This window comes from Bacillus sp. TH17, assembly GCF_016651125.1.
Taxonomy (GTDB): domain Bacteria; phylum Bacillota; class Bacilli; order Bacillales; family Bacillaceae_G; genus Bacillus_A; species Bacillus_A mycoides.
Genome location: NZ_JAEKEN010000001.1, coordinates 3,769,120 through 3,791,805, shown reverse-complemented (window position 1 = coordinate 3,791,805; position 22,686 = coordinate 3,769,120). Strand labels below are relative to the sequence as shown.

General features: G+C 35.3%; 23 protein-coding genes, 3 pseudogenes and 2 other annotated features. Of the genes and pseudogenes, 17 read left to right on the top strand and 9 right to left on the bottom strand.

Translation table 11 applies throughout. The features are described 5' to 3' along the window. Positions 1-76: 76 nt before the first annotated feature. Positions 77-304, bottom strand: a binding site (T-box leader). 51 nt (positions 305-355) lie between these two features. After that, positions 356-584 (bottom strand) — a binding site (T-box leader). Between the two features lie 70 nt (positions 585-654). After that, positions 655-3,402, bottom strand: a complete 2,748-nt coding sequence (locus JFT95_RS19415; protein ID WP_201052986.1) for a S8 family peptidase — start codon at positions 3,400-3,402, stop codon at positions 655-657. A 229-nt stretch (positions 3,403-3,631) separates the two neighbouring features. Between JFT95_RS19415 and JFT95_RS19410 the strand changes: the two genes are divergently transcribed. After that, positions 3,632-4,870 carry a TolB family protein gene (locus tag JFT95_RS19410; protein WP_002167647.1) on the top strand — a complete coding sequence of 413 codons (1,239 nt, stop codon included), beginning with the start codon at positions 3,632-3,634 and terminating at the stop codon, positions 4,868-4,870. Between the two features lie 128 nt (positions 4,871-4,998). Here JFT95_RS19410 and JFT95_RS19405 read toward each other — a convergent pair whose 3' ends face one another. From JFT95_RS19405 to JFT95_RS19390, 4 genes and pseudogenes are all read right to left on the bottom strand, one after another. After that, the gene (locus JFT95_RS19405) at positions 4,999-5,757 is read right to left on the bottom strand and encodes an IS3 family transposase (RefSeq protein ID WP_201052984.1); all 759 of its coding nucleotides are present in this window, start codon (positions 5,755-5,757) and stop codon (positions 4,999-5,001) included. Positions 5,758-5,872: 115 nt separating this feature from the next. Then, positions 5,873-6,193, bottom strand: coding sequence for a helix-turn-helix domain-containing protein (locus JFT95_RS19400; protein ID WP_016103355.1), 321 nt, complete (start codon positions 6,191-6,193; stop codon positions 5,873-5,875). Between the two features lie 83 nt (positions 6,194-6,276). Then, positions 6,277-6,354, bottom strand: a pseudogene (locus JFT95_RS19395) (DUF4023 family protein); the annotation flags it as partial. 72 nt (positions 6,355-6,426) lie between these two features. After that, positions 6,427-6,765 carry a phosphoglycerate mutase gene (locus JFT95_RS19390; RefSeq protein ID WP_201052982.1) on the bottom strand — a complete coding sequence of 113 codons (339 nt, stop codon included), beginning with the start codon at positions 6,763-6,765 and terminating at the stop codon, positions 6,427-6,429. Between the two features lie 171 nt (positions 6,766-6,936). On the opposite strand from JFT95_RS19390, the pseudogene JFT95_RS19385 reads away from it, so the two are divergent. The 3 genes and pseudogenes from JFT95_RS19385 to JFT95_RS19375 all read left to right on the top strand — a co-directional run bounded on the left by JFT95_RS19385 (position 6,937) and on the right by JFT95_RS19375 (position 8,429). Further along, positions 6,937-7,319 (top strand): annotated as a pseudogene (locus JFT95_RS19385) (hypothetical protein). Next, positions 7,320-7,712: pseudogene (locus JFT95_RS19380) on the top strand (hypothetical protein); the annotation flags it as partial. It abuts the pseudogene before it with no gap. Between the two features lie 216 nt (positions 7,713-7,928). Next, on the top strand, positions 7,929-8,429 hold the full coding sequence (locus JFT95_RS19375; protein WP_002015237.1) for a DoxX family protein: 501 nt from the start codon (positions 7,929-7,931) through the stop codon (positions 8,427-8,429). A 36-nt stretch (positions 8,430-8,465) separates the two neighbouring features. Here the strand turns inward: JFT95_RS19375 and JFT95_RS19370 are convergent, their stop codons facing one another. Together JFT95_RS19370 and JFT95_RS19365 are read right to left on the bottom strand one after the other, a co-directional pair. After that, entirely contained in the window at positions 8,466-9,350 is an 885-nt protein-coding gene (locus JFT95_RS19370; protein ID WP_137076034.1) for an alpha/beta fold hydrolase, read from the bottom strand. Positions 9,351-9,365: 15 nt separating this feature from the next. Further along, positions 9,366-10,205, bottom strand: coding sequence for a GNAT family N-acetyltransferase (locus tag JFT95_RS19365; protein WP_201052979.1), 840 nt, complete (start codon positions 10,203-10,205; stop codon positions 9,366-9,368). A 269-nt stretch (positions 10,206-10,474) separates the two neighbouring features. Between JFT95_RS19365 and JFT95_RS19360 the strand changes: the two genes are divergently transcribed. Beyond that, entirely contained in the window at positions 10,475-11,860 is a 1,386-nt protein-coding gene (locus JFT95_RS19360) for an alkaline phosphatase (protein ID WP_002143184.1), read from the top strand. Between the two features lie 54 nt (positions 11,861-11,914). Beyond that, a complete protein-coding gene (locus tag JFT95_RS19355; protein ID WP_201052977.1) occupies positions 11,915-12,379 on the top strand; it encodes a hypothetical protein in 465 nt (154 codons plus the stop codon). Between the two features lie 26 nt (positions 12,380-12,405). Here JFT95_RS19355 and JFT95_RS19350 read toward each other — a convergent pair whose 3' ends face one another. Further along, positions 12,406-13,056, bottom strand: a complete 651-nt coding sequence (locus JFT95_RS19350; protein ID WP_002015229.1) for a GTP pyrophosphokinase — start codon at positions 13,054-13,056, stop codon at positions 12,406-12,408. Positions 13,057-13,360: 304 nt separating this feature from the next. Between JFT95_RS19350 and JFT95_RS19345 the strand changes: the two genes are divergently transcribed. From JFT95_RS19345 to JFT95_RS19335, 3 genes are all read left to right on the top strand, one after another. Then, positions 13,361-14,857: a YcdB/YcdC domain-containing protein gene (locus JFT95_RS19345; protein ID WP_201052975.1), complete on the top strand. Its 1,497-nt coding sequence runs from the start codon at positions 13,361-13,363 to the stop codon at positions 14,855-14,857. A gap of 183 nt (positions 14,858-15,040) precedes the next feature. Further along, complete coding sequence (sigK, locus tag JFT95_RS19340; RefSeq protein WP_000051382.1) at positions 15,041-15,754, top strand: RNA polymerase sporulation sigma factor SigK; 714 nt, start codon at positions 15,041-15,043, stop codon at positions 15,752-15,754. Positions 15,755-16,045: 291 nt separating this feature from the next. Further along, on the top strand, positions 16,046-16,834 hold the full coding sequence (locus tag JFT95_RS19335) for a phosphatidylserine decarboxylase (protein WP_002129166.1): 789 nt from the start codon (positions 16,046-16,048) through the stop codon (positions 16,832-16,834). A 152-nt stretch (positions 16,835-16,986) separates the two neighbouring features. Here the strand turns inward: JFT95_RS19335 and sda are convergent, their stop codons facing one another. After that, positions 16,987-17,142, bottom strand: a complete 156-nt coding sequence (gene sda, locus JFT95_RS19330; protein WP_002015226.1) for a sporulation histidine kinase inhibitor Sda — start codon at positions 17,140-17,142, stop codon at positions 16,987-16,989. Between the two features lie 246 nt (positions 17,143-17,388). Between sda and JFT95_RS19325 the strand changes: the two genes are divergently transcribed. The 8 genes from JFT95_RS19325 to JFT95_RS19290 all read left to right on the top strand — a co-directional run bounded on the left by JFT95_RS19325 (position 17,389) and on the right by JFT95_RS19290 (position 22,521). Further along, entirely contained in the window at positions 17,389-17,901 is a 513-nt protein-coding gene (locus tag JFT95_RS19325) for a YqeG family HAD IIIA-type phosphatase (RefSeq protein ID WP_002015225.1), read from the top strand. A gap of 3 nt (positions 17,902-17,904) precedes the next feature. Continuing rightward, positions 17,905-19,011, top strand: a complete 1,107-nt coding sequence (gene yqeH / locus JFT95_RS19320; protein WP_002167651.1) for a ribosome biogenesis GTPase YqeH — start codon at positions 17,905-17,907, stop codon at positions 19,009-19,011. Between the two features lie 15 nt (positions 19,012-19,026). Then, positions 19,027-19,860, top strand: a complete 834-nt coding sequence (gene aroE, locus JFT95_RS19315; protein ID WP_002015222.1) for a shikimate dehydrogenase — start codon at positions 19,027-19,029, stop codon at positions 19,858-19,860. A gap of 4 nt (positions 19,861-19,864) precedes the next feature. After that, a complete protein-coding gene (gene yhbY / locus JFT95_RS19310) occupies positions 19,865-20,158 on the top strand; it encodes a ribosome assembly RNA-binding protein YhbY (protein WP_002015220.1) in 294 nt (97 codons plus the stop codon). A gap of 135 nt (positions 20,159-20,293) precedes the next feature. Further along, positions 20,294-20,863, top strand: a complete 570-nt coding sequence (locus JFT95_RS19305; RefSeq protein WP_002015218.1) for a nicotinate-nucleotide adenylyltransferase — start codon at positions 20,294-20,296, stop codon at positions 20,861-20,863. Continuing rightward, a complete protein-coding gene (gene yqeK, locus JFT95_RS19300; protein WP_002129163.1) occupies positions 20,853-21,422 on the top strand; it encodes a bis(5'-nucleosyl)-tetraphosphatase (symmetrical) YqeK in 570 nt (189 codons plus the stop codon). Before JFT95_RS19305 ends, yqeK begins: the two co-directional genes overlap by 11 nt. After that, complete coding sequence (gene rsfS, locus JFT95_RS19295) at positions 21,419-21,775, top strand: ribosome silencing factor (protein ID WP_000653209.1); 357 nt, start codon at positions 21,419-21,421, stop codon at positions 21,773-21,775. The genes yqeK and rsfS overlap by 4 nt, the downstream gene beginning before the upstream one ends. Then, positions 21,772-22,521, top strand: a complete 750-nt coding sequence (locus tag JFT95_RS19290; RefSeq protein WP_002088700.1) for a class I SAM-dependent DNA methyltransferase — start codon at positions 21,772-21,774, stop codon at positions 22,519-22,521. Before rsfS ends, JFT95_RS19290 begins: the two co-directional genes overlap by 4 nt. Positions 22,522-22,686 lie beyond the last annotated feature (165 nt).

The following is a 22,686-nucleotide window of genomic DNA, read 5'->3' as shown; positions in this document are numbered from 1 at the left end:
AAATTTTATCATAACATTCGAAATTCTTTAACAACTGTTTGCGTGAGAAATAGAAAAAGCCCCTATCGGAAAATCCGATAGGGGCGAAAAAATCGCGGTACCACCCTATTTGTAAGTGAAAATATACTTACATCTCAACTAATGATAACGGAAAAATCCCGTCTTTTCCTTCATGCATAAAAGCACTACGAAAAAGAAGCTCCAGAATTGTAATTCGTACTTATATATGTGCTAATTCCCACCGACCATTAGCTCTCTGAAACAGGGATACAAGATACTACTGCGATTCTTTCAACGCGTATATATGAAGTTATTTAAAAGGGAAGGACGCAAAAAAGCCCCTATCGGAAAATCCGATAGGGACGATAAAAATCGCGGTACCACCCTATTTGTAAACAATTAATTGTTTACCACTTACTTTAAGATAACGGAAAGATCCGTCTTTCTCTTCATGCATAAAAAGCATTACGGGAAAGAAGCTCCAGAATTGTAATTCACGCTTGTATATGTACTGATTCGCACCAACCATCAGTTCTCTGAGACAGGGATATAAGTCGCTACTAGTATTCCTTCAAAGCCGATATATAATTCGTTCAACTAAACTATGTTTTGTATTATAAAACTATATTTAAAAGCTTGTCAACAATAATTTTATTATTTCACTTCTAAATCGACGTTTAAATTAGATTTATTTCCAGCTGCATCGGTTGCTACAATATGAATTGTATTCTTTCCTTGTTGTAATTGACTACGATCGAAATAAATTTCATAGTTTTTCTCCCAAGGATTTAGGTATGTACTTTCCCATGCTCCATTTCCGTTAATTTCATACTGTATCGTTACGGGATGTCCTGGAGCAACCCATCCGGATTCTGCCATCCAATCCAAAAGTATATCATCTACTTTACCTCTAATTACGAGGTTTTCTTGATCTACTTCAGACGATAATTTCGGTGCAGTACGATCGACAAACACAGCTCCTGTCTGTTTCGTTTCTCCACCAGAGTTAGAAGCAACAGCTTCGATTTGGTATAAGCCATCAGGTAGAGGAGATCCGTCAGTTTTCGTACCATTCCATTTGAAAGATTTATAACCAGGTGTTTCGTTTTTACCTTGATGTATCATGCCTTGATATGTTACACGGTCTTTCGTAATTAAATTAGCGTGAAATGTTACATCCTCCACTGGTGTAACTAAATAGTAATTGATCAGGTTGTCATCTAGTATTCCATCATTATTTGGACTAAAAGTAGAATTAACGATTTCAAGACCATCAATACGTTTGTATTCTTTCGGATCAATGCTAAACGTAAATGGAATACGCATTTCTTCAGTCTTCCCTTGCTCTTTCACATATAGATTTCCTGTATATACACCTTGTGGTAAGGAGCTATCTACAGTAATAGTAAAAGGCTTTTCGATGTTACTATTAGGTTTCACACTAATAGAAGAAGAGAAAGAAGTCTGGACTTTTGTTTTTGTATCTAGTAATTCAATGCGAGTTGAAAAGTTTTTCTTTTTGTTAGAAAGATTTTGTAACGTAATATTTTGTGTTAACTTCAATTTGCCGCTATTAGGTTTAATAAGACCGAAACTTACATTGTTAGGTTTCACTAATGCATCTGTTTGGGCTGCTTTTGGAATGTTAATTAAACCAGATCCTTGTGCCATGACAGGATATGCATTTTCATTGACATCCTTTAATGTTTTTGCAGTGTTGGCAAGAGCTGCTTTCAATTGTTCTGTCGTCCAATCAGGATGCATTTGACGCAGCAGGGCAACGGCTCCCGCTACTTGTGGCGCAGCCATACTTGTTCCGTCGTGAGATTCATAGCCACCTCTCGGCACTGTACTAGTAATTTTCACTCCAGGTGCAACTATATCAGGTTTTATAAGCCAACTACCTTGTGATGGTCCTCTTGAACTAAAGTTACCAATAAGTTCTGTTTGCTTTGGTTGTCCAATTTTTATATTTTTCTTTCGTTTTGTAATTAAAGTTTTTAACTCTTCGCCATTTGTATTTGATAGTTGCATAACTGGAAGAGCTACATCTTCACGTGCAAAATATTCGGGCATAATATTAATTTCTTTTTCGTTAGAAATTAGTAGCACGCCAAGAGCGCCAGCTTGTTTCGCTTGTTCTGCTTTTACTAATGTGCTCGAAGTTCCTTGTAAAACAAGGGCGAACTTACCTTTTACATCTTGTTTAGCGTAATCGCTTGAATTACCGTAGTCAACATAGACAAGCTGAGCATCGTTTCCTACTTGGAAGTCTGCTTTTGATAACGGTAATCCTTGGTAAGATTTATTGGAACCAGCTACTTGGAATGTTGGAAATGGAATAGAAACTGTAGATGCTCCAACAGAGATGACACTACTTGCGTTACCAGGAGCGTAAACAGACCAAGGTTTTGGTCCATCATTTCCATTTGAGACGACTGCAGTAACACCAAGTTTTGCTGCGCGTTCTAACGTCATTGTTACAGGTTGATCAGGTACATTCAAATCTTGACCAAGAGATAGATTTAAAACATCGGCACCATCTTGAATAGCTCGCTCAATACCTTGAATAATATCATCGGTCGTACCGGTACCACCATCATTCATGACACGGTAAGCGAGTATAGAAGCATTCGGAGCAATCCCCTTTATTTTTCCGTTACCCGCAATAATTCCAGCAACATGGGTACCGTGGACATTTCCATCCATCGGATCATTATCTTCATCGACTGTATCATAGCCACCGATATAATTTGCTTGTAAATCAGGATGGGTATAGTCGACACCTGAATCGATAATAGCGACTTTCATCCCTTTTCCATCAAGGGGTTTGCCAGTCGGATCTTTTAAATTCCAAGCTTCAGGTGCACCAACTGTAGGGCCTCCTACGTTTGGTGTTTCTTGATCTGCTAGGCTTTTTGACGTTTCATGTAATTTATATGTTAAGTTCGGATAAATTGCTTTTACTTCAGGTAAAGAAGCTAGAGCGGCAATTTGATCCCCTGGGATAGAAATAGAAAATCCAGAAAATAACGTACTATACGTTTCTTTTATGGTTGCTTTCGGTGCTTTTTCTTTTATTTTCTTTGTTGTATCCTCTTGTGCTTTTTTTAGTTGTGCATGGTATGATTGCACATTGCTATTTTGTAGGTCCGGAGCATGTTGAATGTTACTTTGTGAAGCGAGTGGAGCCTGTTGCAATTCTACAATAACTGAAATTTCTTTTGATGTTTTTGTTTCAACATTTTGCGCGATTTTGTTTTCTCCCCATTGTTCAATATTTGCTTTTAACTGTGGACTAAATTGCTTCTCTTTTTGCAGTGATTCAGTATGGGCGCTTAATGCTCCAAAGCTCGAAAAGACGAGCGCCATACTTAATAGTGTTGATGTAGTTTTCTTCATTGAAACTCCCCTTAATAAAAAGTTCCAATTTTCTGAAAATAAATATTGCATTTTTATCGTTAATTATAGGAACGGATGTTGGCTGAACTATACATTCGACATAATTCATACCAATCCTCTTTGAATTAAAAATTTCTTGGGGAATTTTTTGGAATTATGTCGAATGGATAATATTTGCATATAGTAAGCGGAATATGAGGAATGCTAAAGGGGGAAATGGGGGTGCTATATGAAAAGGTTTATAGTAAGTGGAATCGTGGTTTTGTTCCTTTTTTTCTATTCAAGTTCTATTACTAGCGCAGAAAACAATGGAGTAAAAGTTGCCTTTATTCGTAATCATAATCTATGGATTAAAGTCGGTGAAAAAGAAAAACAAATTACAAAAGGAGAGTACATAACAGGACCGAAATGGTCACATAATGGAGAATGGCTTGCATATGCAAAAGGAAAGAAGCGAAATCACTTTGAACTGTATCGGCTAAAAGATGGAAAGAAAGTTAGACCATCTCAATCAGAAGTATCGAATTATCAATGGTCACCAACAGAGAATATAATTGCATTTGTATTTGCACGCACATTAAATACATTTGATGCTGAAAAAAAGAAAGCAGATTTTGAAAACATAGCTAATGGTGTAGGTGACTATGCATGGTATCCTGATGGTAAGAAGTTTCTTGTATCATCAGAAGCGTACTTGCTTCCAACAGGATGGACAGGTGCTCAGTTATATGAAATACAAAAGGATGCAAATATGAATCCTCATAAGATGAAGCATTTATCTGCACTACCGAATGAGCATGATGACTTTTTAGCATTAGTTGGAAGTGGATTTAATTGGTCGCCAGATCAAAAATGGATTTCGTTTTTGGCAGTACCAACAGCTTCTTTGTCAGCTGATAGTAATACCCTTTGCTTAATTCGATCAGACGGCAGTCGTTTTGAAACAGTAGATCAAATGTTATTAAACACACAATGGTTCAAATGGGCGCCATCAAAAAATATATTAGCCTATATTGAAGGAAGCGGGAGAGTTGCTTTAGAGAATAAGCATTTAAAAATAAAAGAATTGCCGGCTCTCCAGCAAAATACATTTACTCCAAAAGGCTATGTTGATTGGGATTTCACATGGAAGAACGAGAATGTAATTATCGTTTCAAGGGCAAAGGAAGCAGAGCTATCGGTCCCTCTAGAAAAAAGGCCACTACCATCTTTATATGAAATAAATAGTACAACAGATGAACAACATCAAATTACAAAGCCATCCAATAGCCAAGGCGATTATAACCCTATTTTTAGTAAGAAAAGCAACCAATTAATGTGGCTCCGTTCAAATCGTAAGAAAGCTGATGTATGGCTTGCTCATAACGATGGAAAACATGAAAAGAAATGGATTGAAAATATAGATGTACCAGAGTGGTATTATGAGAAATGGAATTGGGAAGATGTCGTTTCGGTTAAAGACGAGTAAAAAAACCTGCCTGAAATATAATTTCCAGGTAGGTTTTTCAATGTTATTTATGTGTTTTATTTGGCTTTTTTTTCGCAGGGTTTCCGTTCCCTGGTCTTATCCCTGTCAAGTAGACAATATTAAAAAGACTAAGCAGCCATCGAGATTCGATATTCTATCGGAGCTCGGTGGTTGAGTCGTTTTTGGAACCGTTTATAGTTATAAAAATAAATATACTCTTCAATTGCTTGTATTAAATCTGCTTCTGTTTTAAAATGATTCAAATACAACATTTCCGATTTAAAATGGGAGAAAAATGACTCAATACAGGCATTATCATGGCAGTTTCCTTTGCGAGAGTGGCTGCCAATGATACCTAAACCTAAAAGTCGTTTGTTGTAGGCGTGAGATGTGTACTGGAATCCCTGATCTGAATGGAGAATGGTTCCACGCACATCTCTTTTTTGTGCCAACATTTCAATTGTATCTAATACAAGTTCATTATCGTTGCGCTTGGATATTTTCCAAGAAACAACTTCGTTATTATAAATATCTTGTACAACAGAAAGATACCGAAATCCCTCTTGGAATCGTAGGTAAGTAATATCTGTAACAAGCGCTTCATTTTGTTGGCGATCTTTGAATACACGGTTTAAAACATTCGGAAAAACATTGGAATAGTTCCCTTTAAAGAAGCGACGCTTCTTTCGAATAATAGATTGAATGTTGAGCTCGCTCATTAAGCGATATACTTTTTTGTGATTTATAAAATATCCCTCTTCCTGTAAAGCGATTTTCATACGTGGATAACCATATTCCTTGTGCCTTACGTGAATAGATTGTATTACTTTTTTAATCGTTTCTCGGATTCTAGTCGCATGTTTTTCATACTTTTTGTATGAATCCACTTATAGTAACTTGAACGATGTACACCCGCAAATTTCGTAAGCCATATAACTGGATATTTCCCCTTTAATGATTCAATGATATGATATCTCACCGTATATTTTAGTGCACCTCCATTTACAGATTCGGATACTGCTTTTTTAAATATTCAACCTGTGCCTTATAGTAGTCACGTTCCTCTTCAATCGTCTTAAAATGAACGCGTTTGCCTTTTAGAGGATTTGATATACCTTTCATTCCACCATTTTTTCCACGAGTATCTGTAATTTCACCAAATTCTTTATATTTTTTCACCCAATTTTTTAGTTGTGTAGAGCTTCTAATCTGATATTTTTCCTTTATCATATTGTAACTTCCTTCTCCGTTTAAATAACTTTGAACAGCCGCTAACTTTAATTCTTCTGAATATGTAATAAATATTGAACCTTTTTTAGTCATGAAAAATCCCCTCCAAGTAATAGTGTAACATCCATGTATGTGCATGGTCTTTTTACACTGTCTACTTAAAGGGGATAATATCACCCTTGGCGCTTTCTATTTTGTTCATCTTTTGCTTGTTTTTCATGTAATGTATCTAAAAAGTCATTTGAGTTACTCATTTTTATATCTCTCCTTTTTTCATTGCGTCCTAGTTACTATAACCATTTAGGAGGATAATCATGAGATAAAAGTTAAGCGCTTAGTTTTCTTCGGTAGTATAAGTAAAATAGTCCATACGTAATGAATAACATAAGTAAAACTTGTAACTCTACATTTTCTTTTAAAATAGTTGCGACAGAAGATGGTAAGTAAGGTGATGTATCGCTCGTTCCTAAACTTAACCATTTGTTTAAGAGGTTAATGATACAAAATATGAAAACACCGGACCAGCTTGCGATAATTGCTTTTTGTTTAATTTTTGTTTCACGCTCATCATCTGTAATCCAAGGATTAGCAGTTTTATCACTATTAAAAAAGCCATTTATGTATCCACATATGATCATTCCCATAAAGACGATAATCCATTTCATATTTGTAATCCTCCTCTTCTTGTAAAAAGTATTTTACATATATATAATTGTAATATTTCCTAAATGTTGATATCAAAAACTTTTTACATTCTGCTTTTTGAAATAGCAGGAGTAAAGAAAAAAATAGGGAAGAAATATGTGAGACTATTTCCTAGTGAGAGGAAGAGGAGAATGAAACTTATTTTTGTTCGGCATGGTGAAGGTGAACATACGAAAGATTTACCATTAAGTTTACAAGCAGTGAATCCGCCAAAACATTACCGTGCGATCAATTGTTAGATCGAAAGATAATACAAAATTTATTTCCACATTTTTTATTAGAAAAAAGTAGAAATGAATTGTTATGGAATGAGGGAGTCAATATCATCTCGGAGATGGAATTTCAGCAAATAGTAGATGAATTTCTGCACTGGTGCTATCAGTTAAAAGCAGAAAAAATTTGTATCGTTGCACACGATGGAACAATTACAGCGTATAGGCAATATTTACAGAAAGTCGCTTTAACTAGAGCTGATTTTTTGAAAGAAACGGGTATATATGAAATGGACTTATAGGAGAGGAAATTTGTAATGGAAGAGTTAGGAGAAGGTGTGTACGACTTAAATGAGCCGAGAGTATACTTTAGCGTAGCGGAAATTAAGTAATATGCAAAATTGCATATTACACATATTGTAAATGGTTGGTATAAGTTTGGGGAGTTGAAACTAGTAGAATCCTTTTTACATAGTGGTGTAAAATCATATGTTGGATTGATAGATTATGTAGATGGAAATGTAGCACTTATGTTTACAATACGCCTATTTTACGGGTTTATTAACCATGACAAAACGTTAGAAGAAGTTGTTCGAGAAGCGAGATTAACCGATGAGGAGACATGTACATTTCGAGTATATAAACAATATGAAACGGAGTTATTCTATATTCGAATGAATGCGTTTCACATTTAACTCACAGTTTTTTTACATTTTCTTCAATGAAAATGATTATCACCTGTGGTATGATATGTTCAAGTTTTTACAGGTAATAAAAGTTACTATATAAACGTTAGTATGTAATGTTTTTTATGTATGTCACAAATTATTCACGATTAACGTTTTAAAAGTAAGTAACTAATGTTATTATATTATCTGTAACTGATTTAATTACAACTTTAGGAGGAAGATATGATTATTCAATTTTTAAGAGAAAACAAAGCAGTTTCTTTTGTATTAGCGATAATTCGAGTGTATCTTGGTTACACATGGGTAATGGCTGGAATCGGTAAACTACAAGGGAAAGGCTTCGATGCAACTGGTTATTTACAAGGTGCAATTGAAAAATCTAAAGGAGCACAACCAGCTGTTCAATCTTGGTGGGCATCATTTTTACAAGATTTTGCAATTCCAAACGTTGATTTATTTAATACACTTGTGACGTGGGGAGAAATTTTAGTCGGAATTGGTTTAATTGTAGGCTGTTTAACAAAAACAGCGGTCTTTTTCGGTCTTGTAATGAACTTTTCCTATATGTTTAGTGGGTCAATTGGTGTAAACCCTGAAATGGTTATCTTATCCATGTTCGTTCTTGTTTCTGGTATGAATGCTGGAAAACTTGGAATTGATGGCTTAGTTATTCCAAAAGTACTAGGATCAAAAATTCAAAAACGCCAAAAGCAAGCTGCTTAATATATGAAAACGGGTATCTCAAAATGAGATACCCGTTTATTTTTCAGCACTTATAGGATTTTTCTCGAAGAAATCTTTTACATACCCTACAAATTCTTGTGGCTCTTGACGAAATGGAGCATGATAACCTTTTTCAATAATATGGAAAGTGCTGTTTTTTAAGAATTGATGATAAGTTTCTCCTTCTTTCCAAGAAACGCTACTATCATTTCTTCCCCATATAATTAAAGTTGGTTGCTTGATTTCAGTTGCATTGATTTGAAGACGCCTAGGCCATAATTTCATTTTATTATAATGCTCTTCATCATTACGCTTGAATTTAACTTTGCTCTCATCATAATCTGCAATAGAAGAAACGGCACTTAAATCAGTCGACAACTTTGGTTTTGGTGAACCTTGTTTATTAACGAACGTATGAGGGCCGCCTGTAGCATCAGTTAAAATAAGGTGGGTAACCGCTTCGGGGTATAAATATGTTAAATTAAGAGAAATTTCTCCGCCCATAGAATGTCCCAGTATTGCGAATGAGTCGTACCCTAATTTTTTCATTAACTTATAATACAAATTTGCATGAGTTGGGAAAGAATAATAAAAATCCATCGGTTTAGAGGAACGTCCGAATCCTAAAGCATCAACAGAAATAATCGTATGATCTTTTGCTAAATCTGAGTAAACCTTTTGAAAACCATTGGATGATCCTCCAAATCCATGGATCATAAGTAAAGGTGGTTTTTCATCACCAATCTTTTTAAAGTAAATCGTTTGACCATCTATCTCTACCATTTTTTCCTCGGTAGTTAGTTTCGCTGTAATTGTATTTTTAACTTGTTTTACTTGTTCTACTGGCTTTTCTGCTGCACTACATCCTACTAATAGTGTAAGAGTAAGACAACCTACCATAAAATAGCTAAATCGCTTCAATTAGGTGTCCCCTTTCTAACATAACGCTGCATCTACCATAGCAAATAGTATATTACGATTTCCAGGAAGTTGATTACCGTTCTTTATCATAAGAGGTGAAAGGAGCGTTTCCTGGAAATTTTCTGTTTGAAGAAATTGACGGAAAATGAATTGTGAGTGCGGAACATCAATGCGTATTGTCCCATTCCACGAGTTGCAAATTATTTCTAATAACTGAATAGCGTCTTTTTCTTTTTTTGAAATAAGCGGAGTGATACATAGTACATTTCCTTTTTGTATGCATAAAGCAAAAGCATCTATTTGATTATCCCGCTCTATTTTAAAGGAGTAAGTTGCTCTCGATAGTAGTGATAAATAAAGCTTAGAACGATCTGCACCAGTCGCAGTTTGATCAAGAAAAATGAGAGATTGAAGATCGGCTTGCTGAATTTGTTTTATGGGAAAAGAATTTGTACTTATATGAGCCGCTTGTTTTTCGAAACGATGAATTGTTGTTATTGATTGAAATCCATAAGATTCATATAAGGATTCACCAGCTTTTGTTGCAATGAGCGTAATAGGGAGCGATGGATAAGTTACTTTTAAGCTATTGTTTAACAAAATACGGCCAATTCCTTTTCTTTGAAAATCAGGATGCACGATTAACATACCGATAGAAGAAAATCCAGGGGCAAACGAAAAGACCCCGCCCGCTGCAATAAGTTTATTCTCATGTACATAGCCAAAAATTGTGCCAATGGAAAGGTACATATGGAATTGCTCTTTCATAAAACTCTCATGCTGTAACCACCCGACTGATTTGCAAAGAGAGAGTAAATCTGGAATGGAAGATGCGTCTAGTTTTACTGTTTTCATAAAGTTCACCATATTTCTATTTAAATTAGAAAAAATAAGAATAATATTACGAAATGTAAAATAATAGGTTCGTATTAAAAGAAATCCAACATGTTTATATTTATCTTTGTAAAGGGGAGTATGCTTGATATGAAAAGACAAACTTATACAAATTATAACTTAAATTTACATAAGTTAACAAAAAATTTACATATAACTCATTTTCTCTTAACAGTCTTCTATTAAATTTGATAGTGGGAAATGAATAACCTAATTAGGGGGACAAGACAGTGAAAAAGTTTGTGAAAAAAGCATGGCCATTTGCAGTTGTGGCGTCGTTAGCAGTTACTTCGGTAGCAACATGGAATTTTACGCGTTCTAGTGAGGTTAATGCAGATGAGAACGGAAACAATGCAAAAATTAAAAATGTCATTGTATTAATTGGGGACGGTATGGGGCCTTCATATATGACAGCTCATCGTTATATGAAAGATAATCCAAAAACATTTGAGATGGAATCTACAGAATTTGATAAGCATCTTGTAGGAACACAAAAAACATATCCAGAAGATGAACATGAAAATATTACAGACTCTGCATCGGCAGCTACTGCGATGTCAGCAGGTATAAAAACATATAACGCAGCTATTGCAGTAGATAATGATAAAGCTGAAGTGAAAACAGTATTGGAGCAAGCGAAAGAAAAAGGGAAGTCAACGGGACTCGTTGCAACTTCTGAAATTACGCATGCAACACCAGCTGCATTCGGTGCACATGATATTAGTCGTAAAAATATGGACGCAATTGCAAATGATTACTTTGATGAAAAAATTAAAGGTAAGCATAAAATAGATGTTATGCTTGGCGGGGGCGTAAAGAACTTTGTTAGAAAAGACCGCAATCTTACAGAAGAATTTAAGAAGTCTGGTTATAGTTATGTAACAGATCGTAATCAATTATTAAATGATAAAAGTGATCAAGTTCTTGGCTTATTTGCACCAGGTGGTTTAGACAAAATGATTGACCGTACTGACAAAACACCTTCATTAGAAGAGATGACAAATGCAGCGATTGAGCGCTTGAACAAAAATAAAGACGGTTTCTTCTTAATGGTCGAAGGTAGTCAAATTGATTGGGCTGGACATGATAATGATATTGTCGGTGCAATGAGTGAAATGGAAGACTTCGAAAAAGCGTTTAAAGCAGCAATTGAGTTTGCGAAAAAAGATAAGAACACATTAGTTGTTGCAACAGCAGATCATGCTACTGGCGGATTATCTTTAGGTGCGAATGGTGAGTATAATTTTAAAGTAGATCCGATTAAAGCTGCGAAACGTACGCCAGACTTTATGGCAAGTGAGATTGTAAAAGGTGCAAATGTAGAAGAAACATTGAAAAAGTATATTGATCTACAATTAACACCAGAAGAAATTAAAGCTGTAAATGATATAGCTCCATCAAAAGATGTAACAAAGATTGATAATGCAATTGAAGATATCTTCAATAAGCGTTCGGTTACAGGTTGGACAACGGGTGGACATACAGGTGAAGATGTGAACGTATATGCATTCGGACCAGGTAAATACTTATTCTCTGGCGTTCAAGAGAATACAAATATAGCTAAACGTGTCTTTGACATCGTTGGCGGCGGCGATCCGAATAAAGGAAGACGCTAATTATAAATGAAAGTGAGGCGAAATGCCTCACTTTTCTTTTTAGGAGATGGAAAGATGAGCGTTTTTTTAGGGGAATTAAGATTCCTTCTAGTATTCGTATTATTGCTAGTTGGATGTCAATCTCAAGAGAATAATATAGAACAAAAATCTGCTGGGAAAACTGAGGAAAAGGTACATATAACGAAAGAAGAAGAGAAATCCATTCAAGATGTTATTGAGGCATTTGTACGGACGACGAATGAAAAAAATCTTGCTGAGCATATGGAGTTATTTTCAAAGAAGATGCCTAGTGCTGAAGACTTAAAAACACAAAAGGAAGCGGCATTTCAAAAGGGAAATAAGAAAATAGAATTGGAACATATGAATATGAAAGCTCTTAAAGGTGGGCTTGTTATTGTTGAAACGGAGGAAAAAGAAGTAGATGGAGGGGTTACTCTTCAAAAGAAAAGGCAGTATGCAATTGGAAAAGAAGACGAAGGGTGGAAGATTGAAGAGGTTCGTACGATAGAGAAGAAATAAAAAGGTTCTCATAGGAGAGAACCTTTTTATAGTGGTAATAAAATTTGATTTGAACATGCTTCAATGTCATCAATATCTTGACGGATTGTTGCCATCTTATTATCGAGGTCTTCAGCTTTCATAGCAGCGTCATGTAGTTCATCTTTCAAATAGTCAGGTATATTTCCTTCATATTTGTAGTAAAGTTTATGTTCTAAACTTGCCCAAAAGTCCATGGCAAGTGTACGTAATTGAATTTCTGCAAAGACATCTTTCGTACCAGAATTTAGTGACAATGGATATTTAATAATCATATGCAAACTTTTATAGCCATTTCCTTTTGGATTAGCAATATAATCTTTTACTTCTACAATTTCCATGTCTCCACGATTTTCAATAACTTCTTTTAAATGATAAATATCTTCTACAAAGCAACATGTAATACGGATGCCAATAATATCTTGTAATTGTGTTTGAGCATTTTCAACTGTTGGTGATAAGTTTTTACGCTCAAGCTTCCTAATGATACTTTCGGGTTGTTTAAGTCTTGTTTTTATATGTTCAAACGGGTTGTAGTCTTCTAAAAATTGAGCTTCCCGGTTCATAATTTCAAATTTAGTTTTTAACTCTTCTAAAGCGAATGTATAAGGTAATACAAAAGCTTTCCAGTAGTTAACTGTTGATTGGTTATATTCCATTTCTATACACACCTTTTCTTATTTACAAGTGAAGTTGTTATTATACTAAACACCAAATCATGTAGGCGCAAGCAGCAAATGATGAGATCATAAAGCGATATTTAGTTTTCATCTTTTCAACCCCTTTCAAATGAAATTATATATGAATAAACGTCATTGTTAGTAATTTCACTATGTACAATTCTTATAGTAATAGATTCATGTGAAATTCGTATGAACTAATTGTTTCAGCTTTTTGTCTTTTTGCTAATGAATTTTGGTTTTGTTTGTTATAATTACCTTAAATTGTAATAAAGGAGAGGGTATGATGAATCCAAAAGATAAAAAAAGAAAAGAGCAAGTGGCCCATATTATTGAAATTCCAGATGAATATAGGCTTGTTGTAGATGATCAAGAAGGAGTGGATGATCCGTATCATCTATTATGGTGGGGGCATAAAGAGGATGAGGAGAAAAAGATACAAATTACATTAAATAGGCATACTGGTAATTTATTTGAATTCAGGATAGATGATGAAAATTATTTTTCGAGTGATAAAGAAGTGATAGAGGAGAATAAGGCAAGAGAGATTGCAAATGTATTTATAAAAAAATATGTGGAAGAAGAATTAGAATTTTATACATATGTGTCAGTTAAGGATGACTGGCGTGGTTGGAAAGAAATAAATTATATGCAGGAAGTGAATGGATATCCATTGCCGAATACAGGATGTGTTGTGCGAATTCATCCTTCAGGTAATGTTGTGCATTTTCATTACAATGGACAAAAAGCTATAGAGAAAAAACCGTTATGGCCAATTGAAATTGTTGAGGAGAACGTCGTTTTAGAAACTTTGAGAGCTAGACAAGATATGAGACTTGTATTTGTGGATTTAACACATTCTTCATGTAAATATGAAAATGGTGAGGAAGTAAAAGGCTATCATCTTGTATATGAACCAGAACCTAGTCATGCGTTTATTGATGCAAGTACAGGTAAAGATTTATTTGACCCAGATCATTATAAATTGCCTCCAACTGTAGCTGTTGAAAAACCGAAAAAAGGTAGTCAACAAGATGATATATTCGATTTATTTGACTGGGATAAAGAAAGTTTTACAAAAGTGGCTGAGACAGAAAATGAAGATGGAATAAGGATGAAATTTGTTTCGAAAGAGGAATTACAAAAACAGAAAGAAGAAAAGAATCCATATTTAATGAATGAATTCTTTAAAAAGCATTTACCGATGTTAAAATATAATAATTTAGTTGGCATTACGATTGATAAATCAACCAATGAGTTAATTGGTTTTATAAAACTGGCAGACGATAAAGAAGTAAAACAAATACTGTCTAGAGAGGAATGTTTACAAAAAGCACTTCAATTTTTAGAACATGTTATTCCAGATGTTACACAATATCTTCGCCTTTGGGATGAACGTGACGAAGATGAAGGGATTGAAAGATTTGTCTTTTCAGTATATGTGAATGAAATTCCGGTAGAGTATAGGGAATTCATGGTCAACATTAATACAGAAAATGGTGCTGTGATGCACTACTCGGGAAAACCTAGCAATATAATAGAAGAGTTACTTACACATGAAACAGCACCAAAAGTAACAAAAGAAAAAGCGTTAGAAATATATAAAGAGGTCATTCGAATAAAATTAGAATGGTGTATAGATCATGATGCAGAGGAAATGAAATATAAACTGCTGTATAAACAAACGAGGAGTGAAAATCATAAAGAATCCGTCGATTGTAGTCGGGAAATTCGTTACATAGATGCGCATACTGGAGAGAAAATTTGGAGTGAATATTAGTAAAAGCCAATCGATACGTTTCGATTGGCTTTTACTATGTTTATAGAAAAATGTAATGATTAGCGTTGAGTGGTTTAAGAATGCCATTAAGTTAAGAGTTCCATATTTACATCGTACAGACACAAACAACCTCATGCCCACATACACATAGTAAAGACCACTATTTTGGCGGAGGTGAAAGGTTTGAGTCTATTCGCCGCAATTGGATATATGGTTCGAGAAGTGTTTGTATTTGTTTCTTATGTGAAGAACAATGCGTTCCCGCAGCCGTTATCATCAGATGATGAGAGAAAGTACTTAGAGTTAATGGAGCAAGGTGATGCTCAAGCGAGAAATCTTTTAATTGAACATAATTTACGGCTTGTAGCTCATATTGTTAAGAAATTCGAAAACACTGGTGAAGATGCAGAAGATTTAATTTCAATTGGTACCATTGGGCTTATTAAAGCGATTGAAAGCTATTCAGCAGGGAAAGGAACTAAGCTTGCAACATATGCAGCACGCTGTATCGAAAATGAAATTTTGATGCATTTACGTGTGCTGAAGAAAACGAAAAAAGACGTTTCACTTCATGATCCGATTGGGCAAGATAAAGAGGGTAATGAAATATCGCTTATTGATATATTAAAATCAGAATCTGAAGATGTAATTGATATGATTCAACTTAGTATGGAGTTAGAAAAAATTAAAGAGTATATCGATATTTTGGACGAACGAGAGAAAGAAGTAATTGTGAAGCGTTTTGGACTTGGGCTTGATAAAGAGAAAACACAGAGGGAGATTGCGAAGGCACTCGGTATTTCAAGAAGCTACGTATCGCGAATTGAAAAGCGTGCTTTAATGAAAATGTTCCATGAATTTGTGCGGGCTGAGAAAGAGAAAAAAGCAAAAGAATAATGTGTATTGTAAGCAGCTACACTTTAAAAGTGGCTGCTTTTCTTTCGGGAAAACGGAAAGAAAACGAGCTGTTCTAAGAAGAAATACATGTTCACTGTTGAAAATGGCGGGTTCTATCTGTAATATTAGAAGGTGCTAAACAATTTAAGAAGAAAAATTATACTTAGTTTTTCTTCGTGTATAACGAGACGGCTCCATTCTATATGTGGGAATAAGAACCAATTTTACATATGATATAGAGAGAAAAGAAGGGGAAACTAAAGTTATAGGCTGATTAGGAGGTTTCGTAATTTGCGACGGACATTATATCGACTTATGATCGAACTTACAAATGGTCGTTTTACTTCTTATATATTACGTAAATTTGCACAATCTCGTTTGAGCTCTATCATTATTCCATCGTATGTGAAAGTTTTTCAAATTAATCAAGATGAGATGGAAAAGGGTTTGAAGGAATATGGAACATTGCATGATTTATTTACACGTAGGCTAAAAGAAGGAAAGCGTAGTATTGATACTGATGCATCGAGTATCGTTAGTCCTGTTGATGGTGTTTTTGCTGATCAAGGTCCTATTGAGGATACAAAAACATTCGATATAAAAGGAAAGCGTTATTCAATTGTGGATATGCTAGGTAATGAAGAGCGTGCAAAGCGATATGCAGGCGGTACATATATGGTGATTTATTTGAGTCCAAGTCATTATCATCGCATTCATAGCCCGCTTTCTGGCTCTGTGACTGAAAGATTTGTACTCGGTAGAAAATCATATCCGGTAAATGCAGCGGGTATGGAGTATGGGAAAGAACCATTGTCAAAAAATTATCGCTCTGTTACAGAAGTAAATAGTGACGGCGAACATATGGCACTTGTAAAAGTAGGTGCTATGTTTGTTAATAGTATCGAGCTCCTTCATGAAAGAAGTACTGTTCAAAAAGGTGAAGAGATGGCATACTTTACATTTGGCTCAACAGTTGTTTTATTATTTGAAAAAGATATGATTAAAGCAGTGCAGGAATTGACAAGTGGGCAAGAGCTGCGTCTTGGTGAAAAAATTGCAACCCGAGTATCTCATAAGTAAAGAAAAGGTTTTATAATATACTTATGAAGCTCTAATTAAGAAATGTGGACAAAGATGCTTAATGAAGAAATCCCCTAGATGGGAGTACTTGTTTATTCGAGAGCCATCGCAGGATGGCTCTTTTTACAGGTCAATCAGCAATCTATATGTACTCAAGAAGATTTGACGAGCTTGTCCTCTAACGAGCGTCTAATAATTTCTTGTTTTATAAGTAAAATGAAGTCGGGATTTAATTTTAGTTCTTTTGCTTTATAATAAGACTCAGTGAGTAAATCAGTAGATAACTGTTCCATATGTTTTGTTTTCAAGGTGAGTCACCTCCTAATAATATAAGGATTGATTCGTTGTTGCATTTAATGTACCAAAAAAATATGACAGTCACAAACAAGAGGTTATCCACATAACTCAGTGGATAAAATGTGGATAGATTGTTAGTAAATTCCAAATCGACTGAAAAATTAACGTGGAAAGTGTGTACAAGTTTATCCACAGGTTATCTATCGAAAAATGTTGTCGAAAAATTTTATGAAAAATCCTCAAAGAGGTGAAAGAAATTGAAGTTATTTTTACCAAATGAATATGTGAAAAATATATATCATATTCAACCAGAAGATTTGAAAAAACGTGGAATTAAAGGAGTTATTACGGATTTAGATAACACTTTAATTGAATGGGATCGTCCAAACGCAACGCCACAGCTTGAAGAGTGGTTTTTGAAAATGAAAGAAAATGATATTCAAGTAACGGTCGTTTCAAATAACAACGAGCAACGCGTTAAAGACTTCGCTGACCCATTAGGTATTCCGTTTATTCATAGTGCGCGCAAACCGTTTGTTCGCGCATTTAAGCGTGCGATACATGAGATGCACCTGCAGCCAGATGAAGTTGTAGTAATTGGAGATCAGTTACTAACGGATGTGCTCGGCGGAAATCGTGTGGGACTTCATACAATTTTAGTTGTACCGGTAGCGCAAACGGACGGATTGGTGACACGATTTAATCGGAAAATTGAACGAAGAATTATGAGAAACATGAAGAAAAAAGGCTTAATTAACTGGGAGGAATAAAGTTTGACTGAAACAATTAAATGTATTGGTTGCGGTGTAGAAATTCAAACAGAAAATAAAAATGAAGTAGGATACGCTCCTGTATCATCTTTAGAAAAAGAACAAGTAATTTGCCAACGTTGTTTTCGTTTGAAACATTATAACGAAATTCAAGATGTATCTTTAACAGATGATGATTTCCTTCGTATTTTGAACGGAATTGGACAATCAGACGCACTAGTGGTTAAAATCGTAGATATTTTCGATTTCAATGGTAGCTGGTTACCGGGCTTACATCGTTTTGTAGGGAACAATAAAGTATTACTTGTAGGGAATAAGGCTGACTTAATTCCAAAGTCAGTTAAGCATGATAAAGTAAAACATTGGATGCGCTATAGTGCAAAGCAACTTGGTTTAAAACCAGAAGATGTCTTTTTAATTAGTGCAGCTAAAGGACAAGGAATCGCTGAACTTGCTGATGCAATTGAGCATTACCGCGAGGGTAAAGATGTTTATGTTGTTGGATGTACGAATGTTGGTAAATCAACATTTATTAATCGTATGATTAAAGAGTTTAGTGATGAGACTGAGAATGTAATTACAACATCACATTTCCCAGGAACAACGCTTGATTTAATTGATATCCCATTAGACGAAACGTCATCTTTATACGATACACCAGGTATTATTAATCATCATCAAATGGCGCATTATGTTGGGAAACAAAGCTTAAAGCTTATTACACCGACTACAGAAGTTAAGCCAATGGTATTCCAATTAAATGAAGAACAAACATTATTCTTTGGTGGATTAGCACGATTTGATTATGTAAGTGGGGGCCGTCGTGCATTCACTTGTCATTTCTCAAACCGTTTAACAATCCATCGTACAAAGCTTGAAAAGGCTGATGAATTGCACGAAAAACACGCTGGAGAATTATTGAATCCACCGACACCAGAAGAATTAGAAAATATGCCTAAGTTTGTGAAATATGAATTTAATATTCGTGAGCCGAAAACGGATGTTGTATTCTCTGGATTGGGCTGGGTTACTGTAAATGAATCAGGAGCGAAAATTGTTGCTCATGTACCAAAAGGAGTAAGTGTTTCATTACGTAAATCTTTAATTTAATATGGAGAGGGATTTATGAAACAATTATATGGTGTAATCGGAAATCCAATTGGACATTCATTATCACCCGTTATGCATAACGATGCATTTGAACACTTGAATATGGATGCCCATTACCATGCGTTTCTTGTAGAAGAAGAAGCGCTAGGGGAAGCAGTAAAAGGTTTGAAAGCATTAGGTATTTCAGGATTTAATGTAACGACTCCGCACAAAGTTGCAATTATGGAGTACTTGGATGAGATTGCCCCGTTAGCAAGGCAAATCGGTGCGGTAAATACAGTAGTTCATCGAGATGGAAAATTGATTGGGTATAATACAGATGGAATTGGTTTTGTTCGTGCCCTGCAGTCAATTAGTGAAGATCCACTTCAAGAGAAACGTATTTTATTAATCGGTGCAGGTGGTGCTAGCCGAGCTATTTACTTCTCGCTTGCCGATGTAGGTGTGAAAGAAATTGATATTGCTAATCGTACGAGAGATAAGGCGAAAAACCTTATCTCTGGGTGCATGGCAAATGTTAATTCGCATGCTCTATCGTTAGAATGTGCAGCAGAAAATCAAGGGGAATATGATATTATCATCCAAACAACAACGATAGGTATGCATCCACATGTTGAGTATACGCCGCTGGAAATTCGTTCATTGAAACAAGGAACGATTGTTTCTGATATTATTTATAATCCATTTGAGACGAAAATTTTAGGCGATGCGAAAGAACAAGGTGCAATAATTCAAAATGGAATCGATATGTTCGTTTATCAAGGTGCGCTTGCGTTTGAAATGTGGACAGGGTGTGTGCCGAATATTGATAGAATGAAACAATTAGTAATGAGAGAGCTTGGAGGCTAATTATATGTTAACAGGAAAACAAAAAAGATTTTTACGTGCAAAGGCACATCATTTAACACCGATTTTTCAAGTTGGAAAAGGTGGCGTGAATGAAAATATGGTGAAACAAATTGGAGAAGCATTAGAAGTTCGTGAACTATTTAAAGTGAGCGTATTACAAAACTGTGAATTTGATCGTAGTGAAGTTGCAGAAGAGCTTGCACAAGGTGCACGAGCTGAAATCGTTCAAGTAATCGGAAGCACAATTGTTTTATACAAAGAATCAAGAGAAAATAAGCAGATTAAGCTTCCTCGATAAAAGATATACGTGAGTTATTTCGTAATGGACGCTTGATATGTAGAAAGCGAAACCAATTGAACTTTTATTAACAGTGGGCTCTCTTCGAATTTGTATGGGGAGAGTGGCTGTATGTAAAAGGAAGGAGCGTTTCTTTTGAGAAAAATTGGCATTATTGGTGGCACGTTTGATCCACCTCATAATGGGCATTTGTTAATTGCAAATGAAGTGTATCATGCTTTAGGGTTGGAAGAGGTATGGTTTTTGCCGAATCAAGTTCCACCGCACAAGCAAGGACGTAACATTACGAGTGTGAAAAGTCGATTAAATATGCTGCAAATAGCGATTGAGGAAGAAGCATACTTTTCAATTTGTTTAGAAGAGCTAGACAGAGAAGGCCCATCTTATACGTACGATACTATGGTACAATTAACGGAGAAGTATCCGGATGTGCAGTTTCACTTTATTATTGGCGGAGACATGGTTGAGTATTTGCCGAAGTGGTATAACATTGAAAAGTTACTTAAGCTTGTGACTTTCGTTGGAGTTGCAAGACCAGGTTATACATTACATACGCCTTATGATATCGTAAAAGTGGAAATTCCGGAGTTTGCAGTTTCTTCTTCTCTGTTACGTGAGAGATATATGACGAAGAAAACGTGCAAATATTTACTCCCCGAAAAAGTACAGGTATATATCGAGAGGAATGGGTTGTATGAATCGTGAGGAAGCACTTAGTATTGTCAAACAACAAATGCATGAAAAACGTTATATACACACGGTTGGTGTAATGGAAACAGCGATTGAACTTGCCCGATTATATGGTGTAGATGAGAAAAAGGCAGAGACGGCTGCTATATTTCACGATTATGCAAAATGTAGAGCGATTCCAGAAATGGAAGAGATTATTAAGGGAGAAGCTTTGCCAAAGGATCTACTGCACTATAACAAAGAGTTATGGCATGCACCTGTTGGGGCATACTTAGTAGAAAAAGAAGTAGGCATTACTGATCCTGAAATTCTACAAGCTATTACATATCATACAAGTGGTCATGAAAAAATGACAATGTTAGATAAAGTTATTTATGTAGCAGATTACATTGAACCAGGACGTAAGTTTCCTGGTGTGGAAGAAGCGAGGAAACTCGCATATAAAGATATAAATCAAGCTTTACTGTTTGCTTTAAAGCGAACAATTCAATTTTTAATGGAAAAAGATCAAACGATTTATCCATTAACATTCCAAACATACAATGAAGTTATCAAGGAGGAAATTAATAAATGAAAGATAAAGAGTTATTAGTATTAGCGGCAAAAGCAGCTGATGATAAGAGAGCAGAAGATATGGTTGTACTAAATATGCAAGGTATTTCACCGATTGCAGACTATTTTATTATTTGTCACGGAAATTCAGACAAGCAAGTACAAGCAATTGCACGTGAAATTAAAGCGAAGGCACATGAGTTCGAAATTAACGTACAACGTATGGAAGGCTTTGATGAAGCGCGTTGGGTTTTAGTAGACCTTGGTGATGTGGTTGCTCATGTATTCCATAAAGATGAGCGTAATCACTATAATTTAGAGCGTCTATGGGGCGATGTGCCGCGTGAAGATATTGCAGATGAGCTAGATCAATGAAATACGAACAATTTGCTTTGCTGTATGACGAACTGATGAATGATGTCCCTTATGATAAATGGGTGGAATTCACAGAGGAAAGTTTACAACAGGCATCTATGAAAGAGGCAAGAATCCTTGACGTAGCATGTGGAACTGGTAACGTAACACTTCCGCTTGTGCGAAAAGGTTATGACTTAATTGGTGTAGATCTTTCGGAAGAAATGTTAACTGTCGCGCAGCAAAAATTGGGGGGAGAAGGCTATTTTATTCCTTTTTACCAACAAGACATGAGAGAACTCGATGTTCCTGGTGAATTTGATTGTGTGACAATCTTTTGTGACTCATTAAATTATGTGTTGCAAGAAGATGGAGTGCAAGAAACATTTAGAAGAGTTTTCCACCATTTACGTCAGGATGGCTTGTTTTTATTCGATGTACACTCTTTATATAAAATACATCACGTATTTCAAAATGAAACATATACAGTGAACGGCGAAGAAATATCACTTATTTGGAACTGCTTCCCTGGAGAAGAATCAGATAGTGTGGAACATGATTTGACATTCTTTGTACAAGATTCAGAAGAAGATGTGTATCATCGTTTTGACGAATGTCACGTGCAACGTGCGTATTCAGTTGAAGTGTTAACAAAATGGCTTGAAGAAGCTGGGTTTACAGTGCTTCGCGTCACAGGTGACTTTGAACGAATTGAAGTGACAGAACAAACAGAGCGCATCTTTTTTATGGCGAAGAAGAATGGATAAAAGAAAAGCAACCGATAAGGTTGCTTTTGTTTTATAGAAAAGATGTAGTTTTAGTTCTAGAAAAATAAAAAGATGATATGTGTAAAGTGTAAAAATGCTAGTTTTAGTGAAAATGTAGTATGAAAAAGATAAGTATTAATAAAAAGGGTTTGGGATTACGATGGC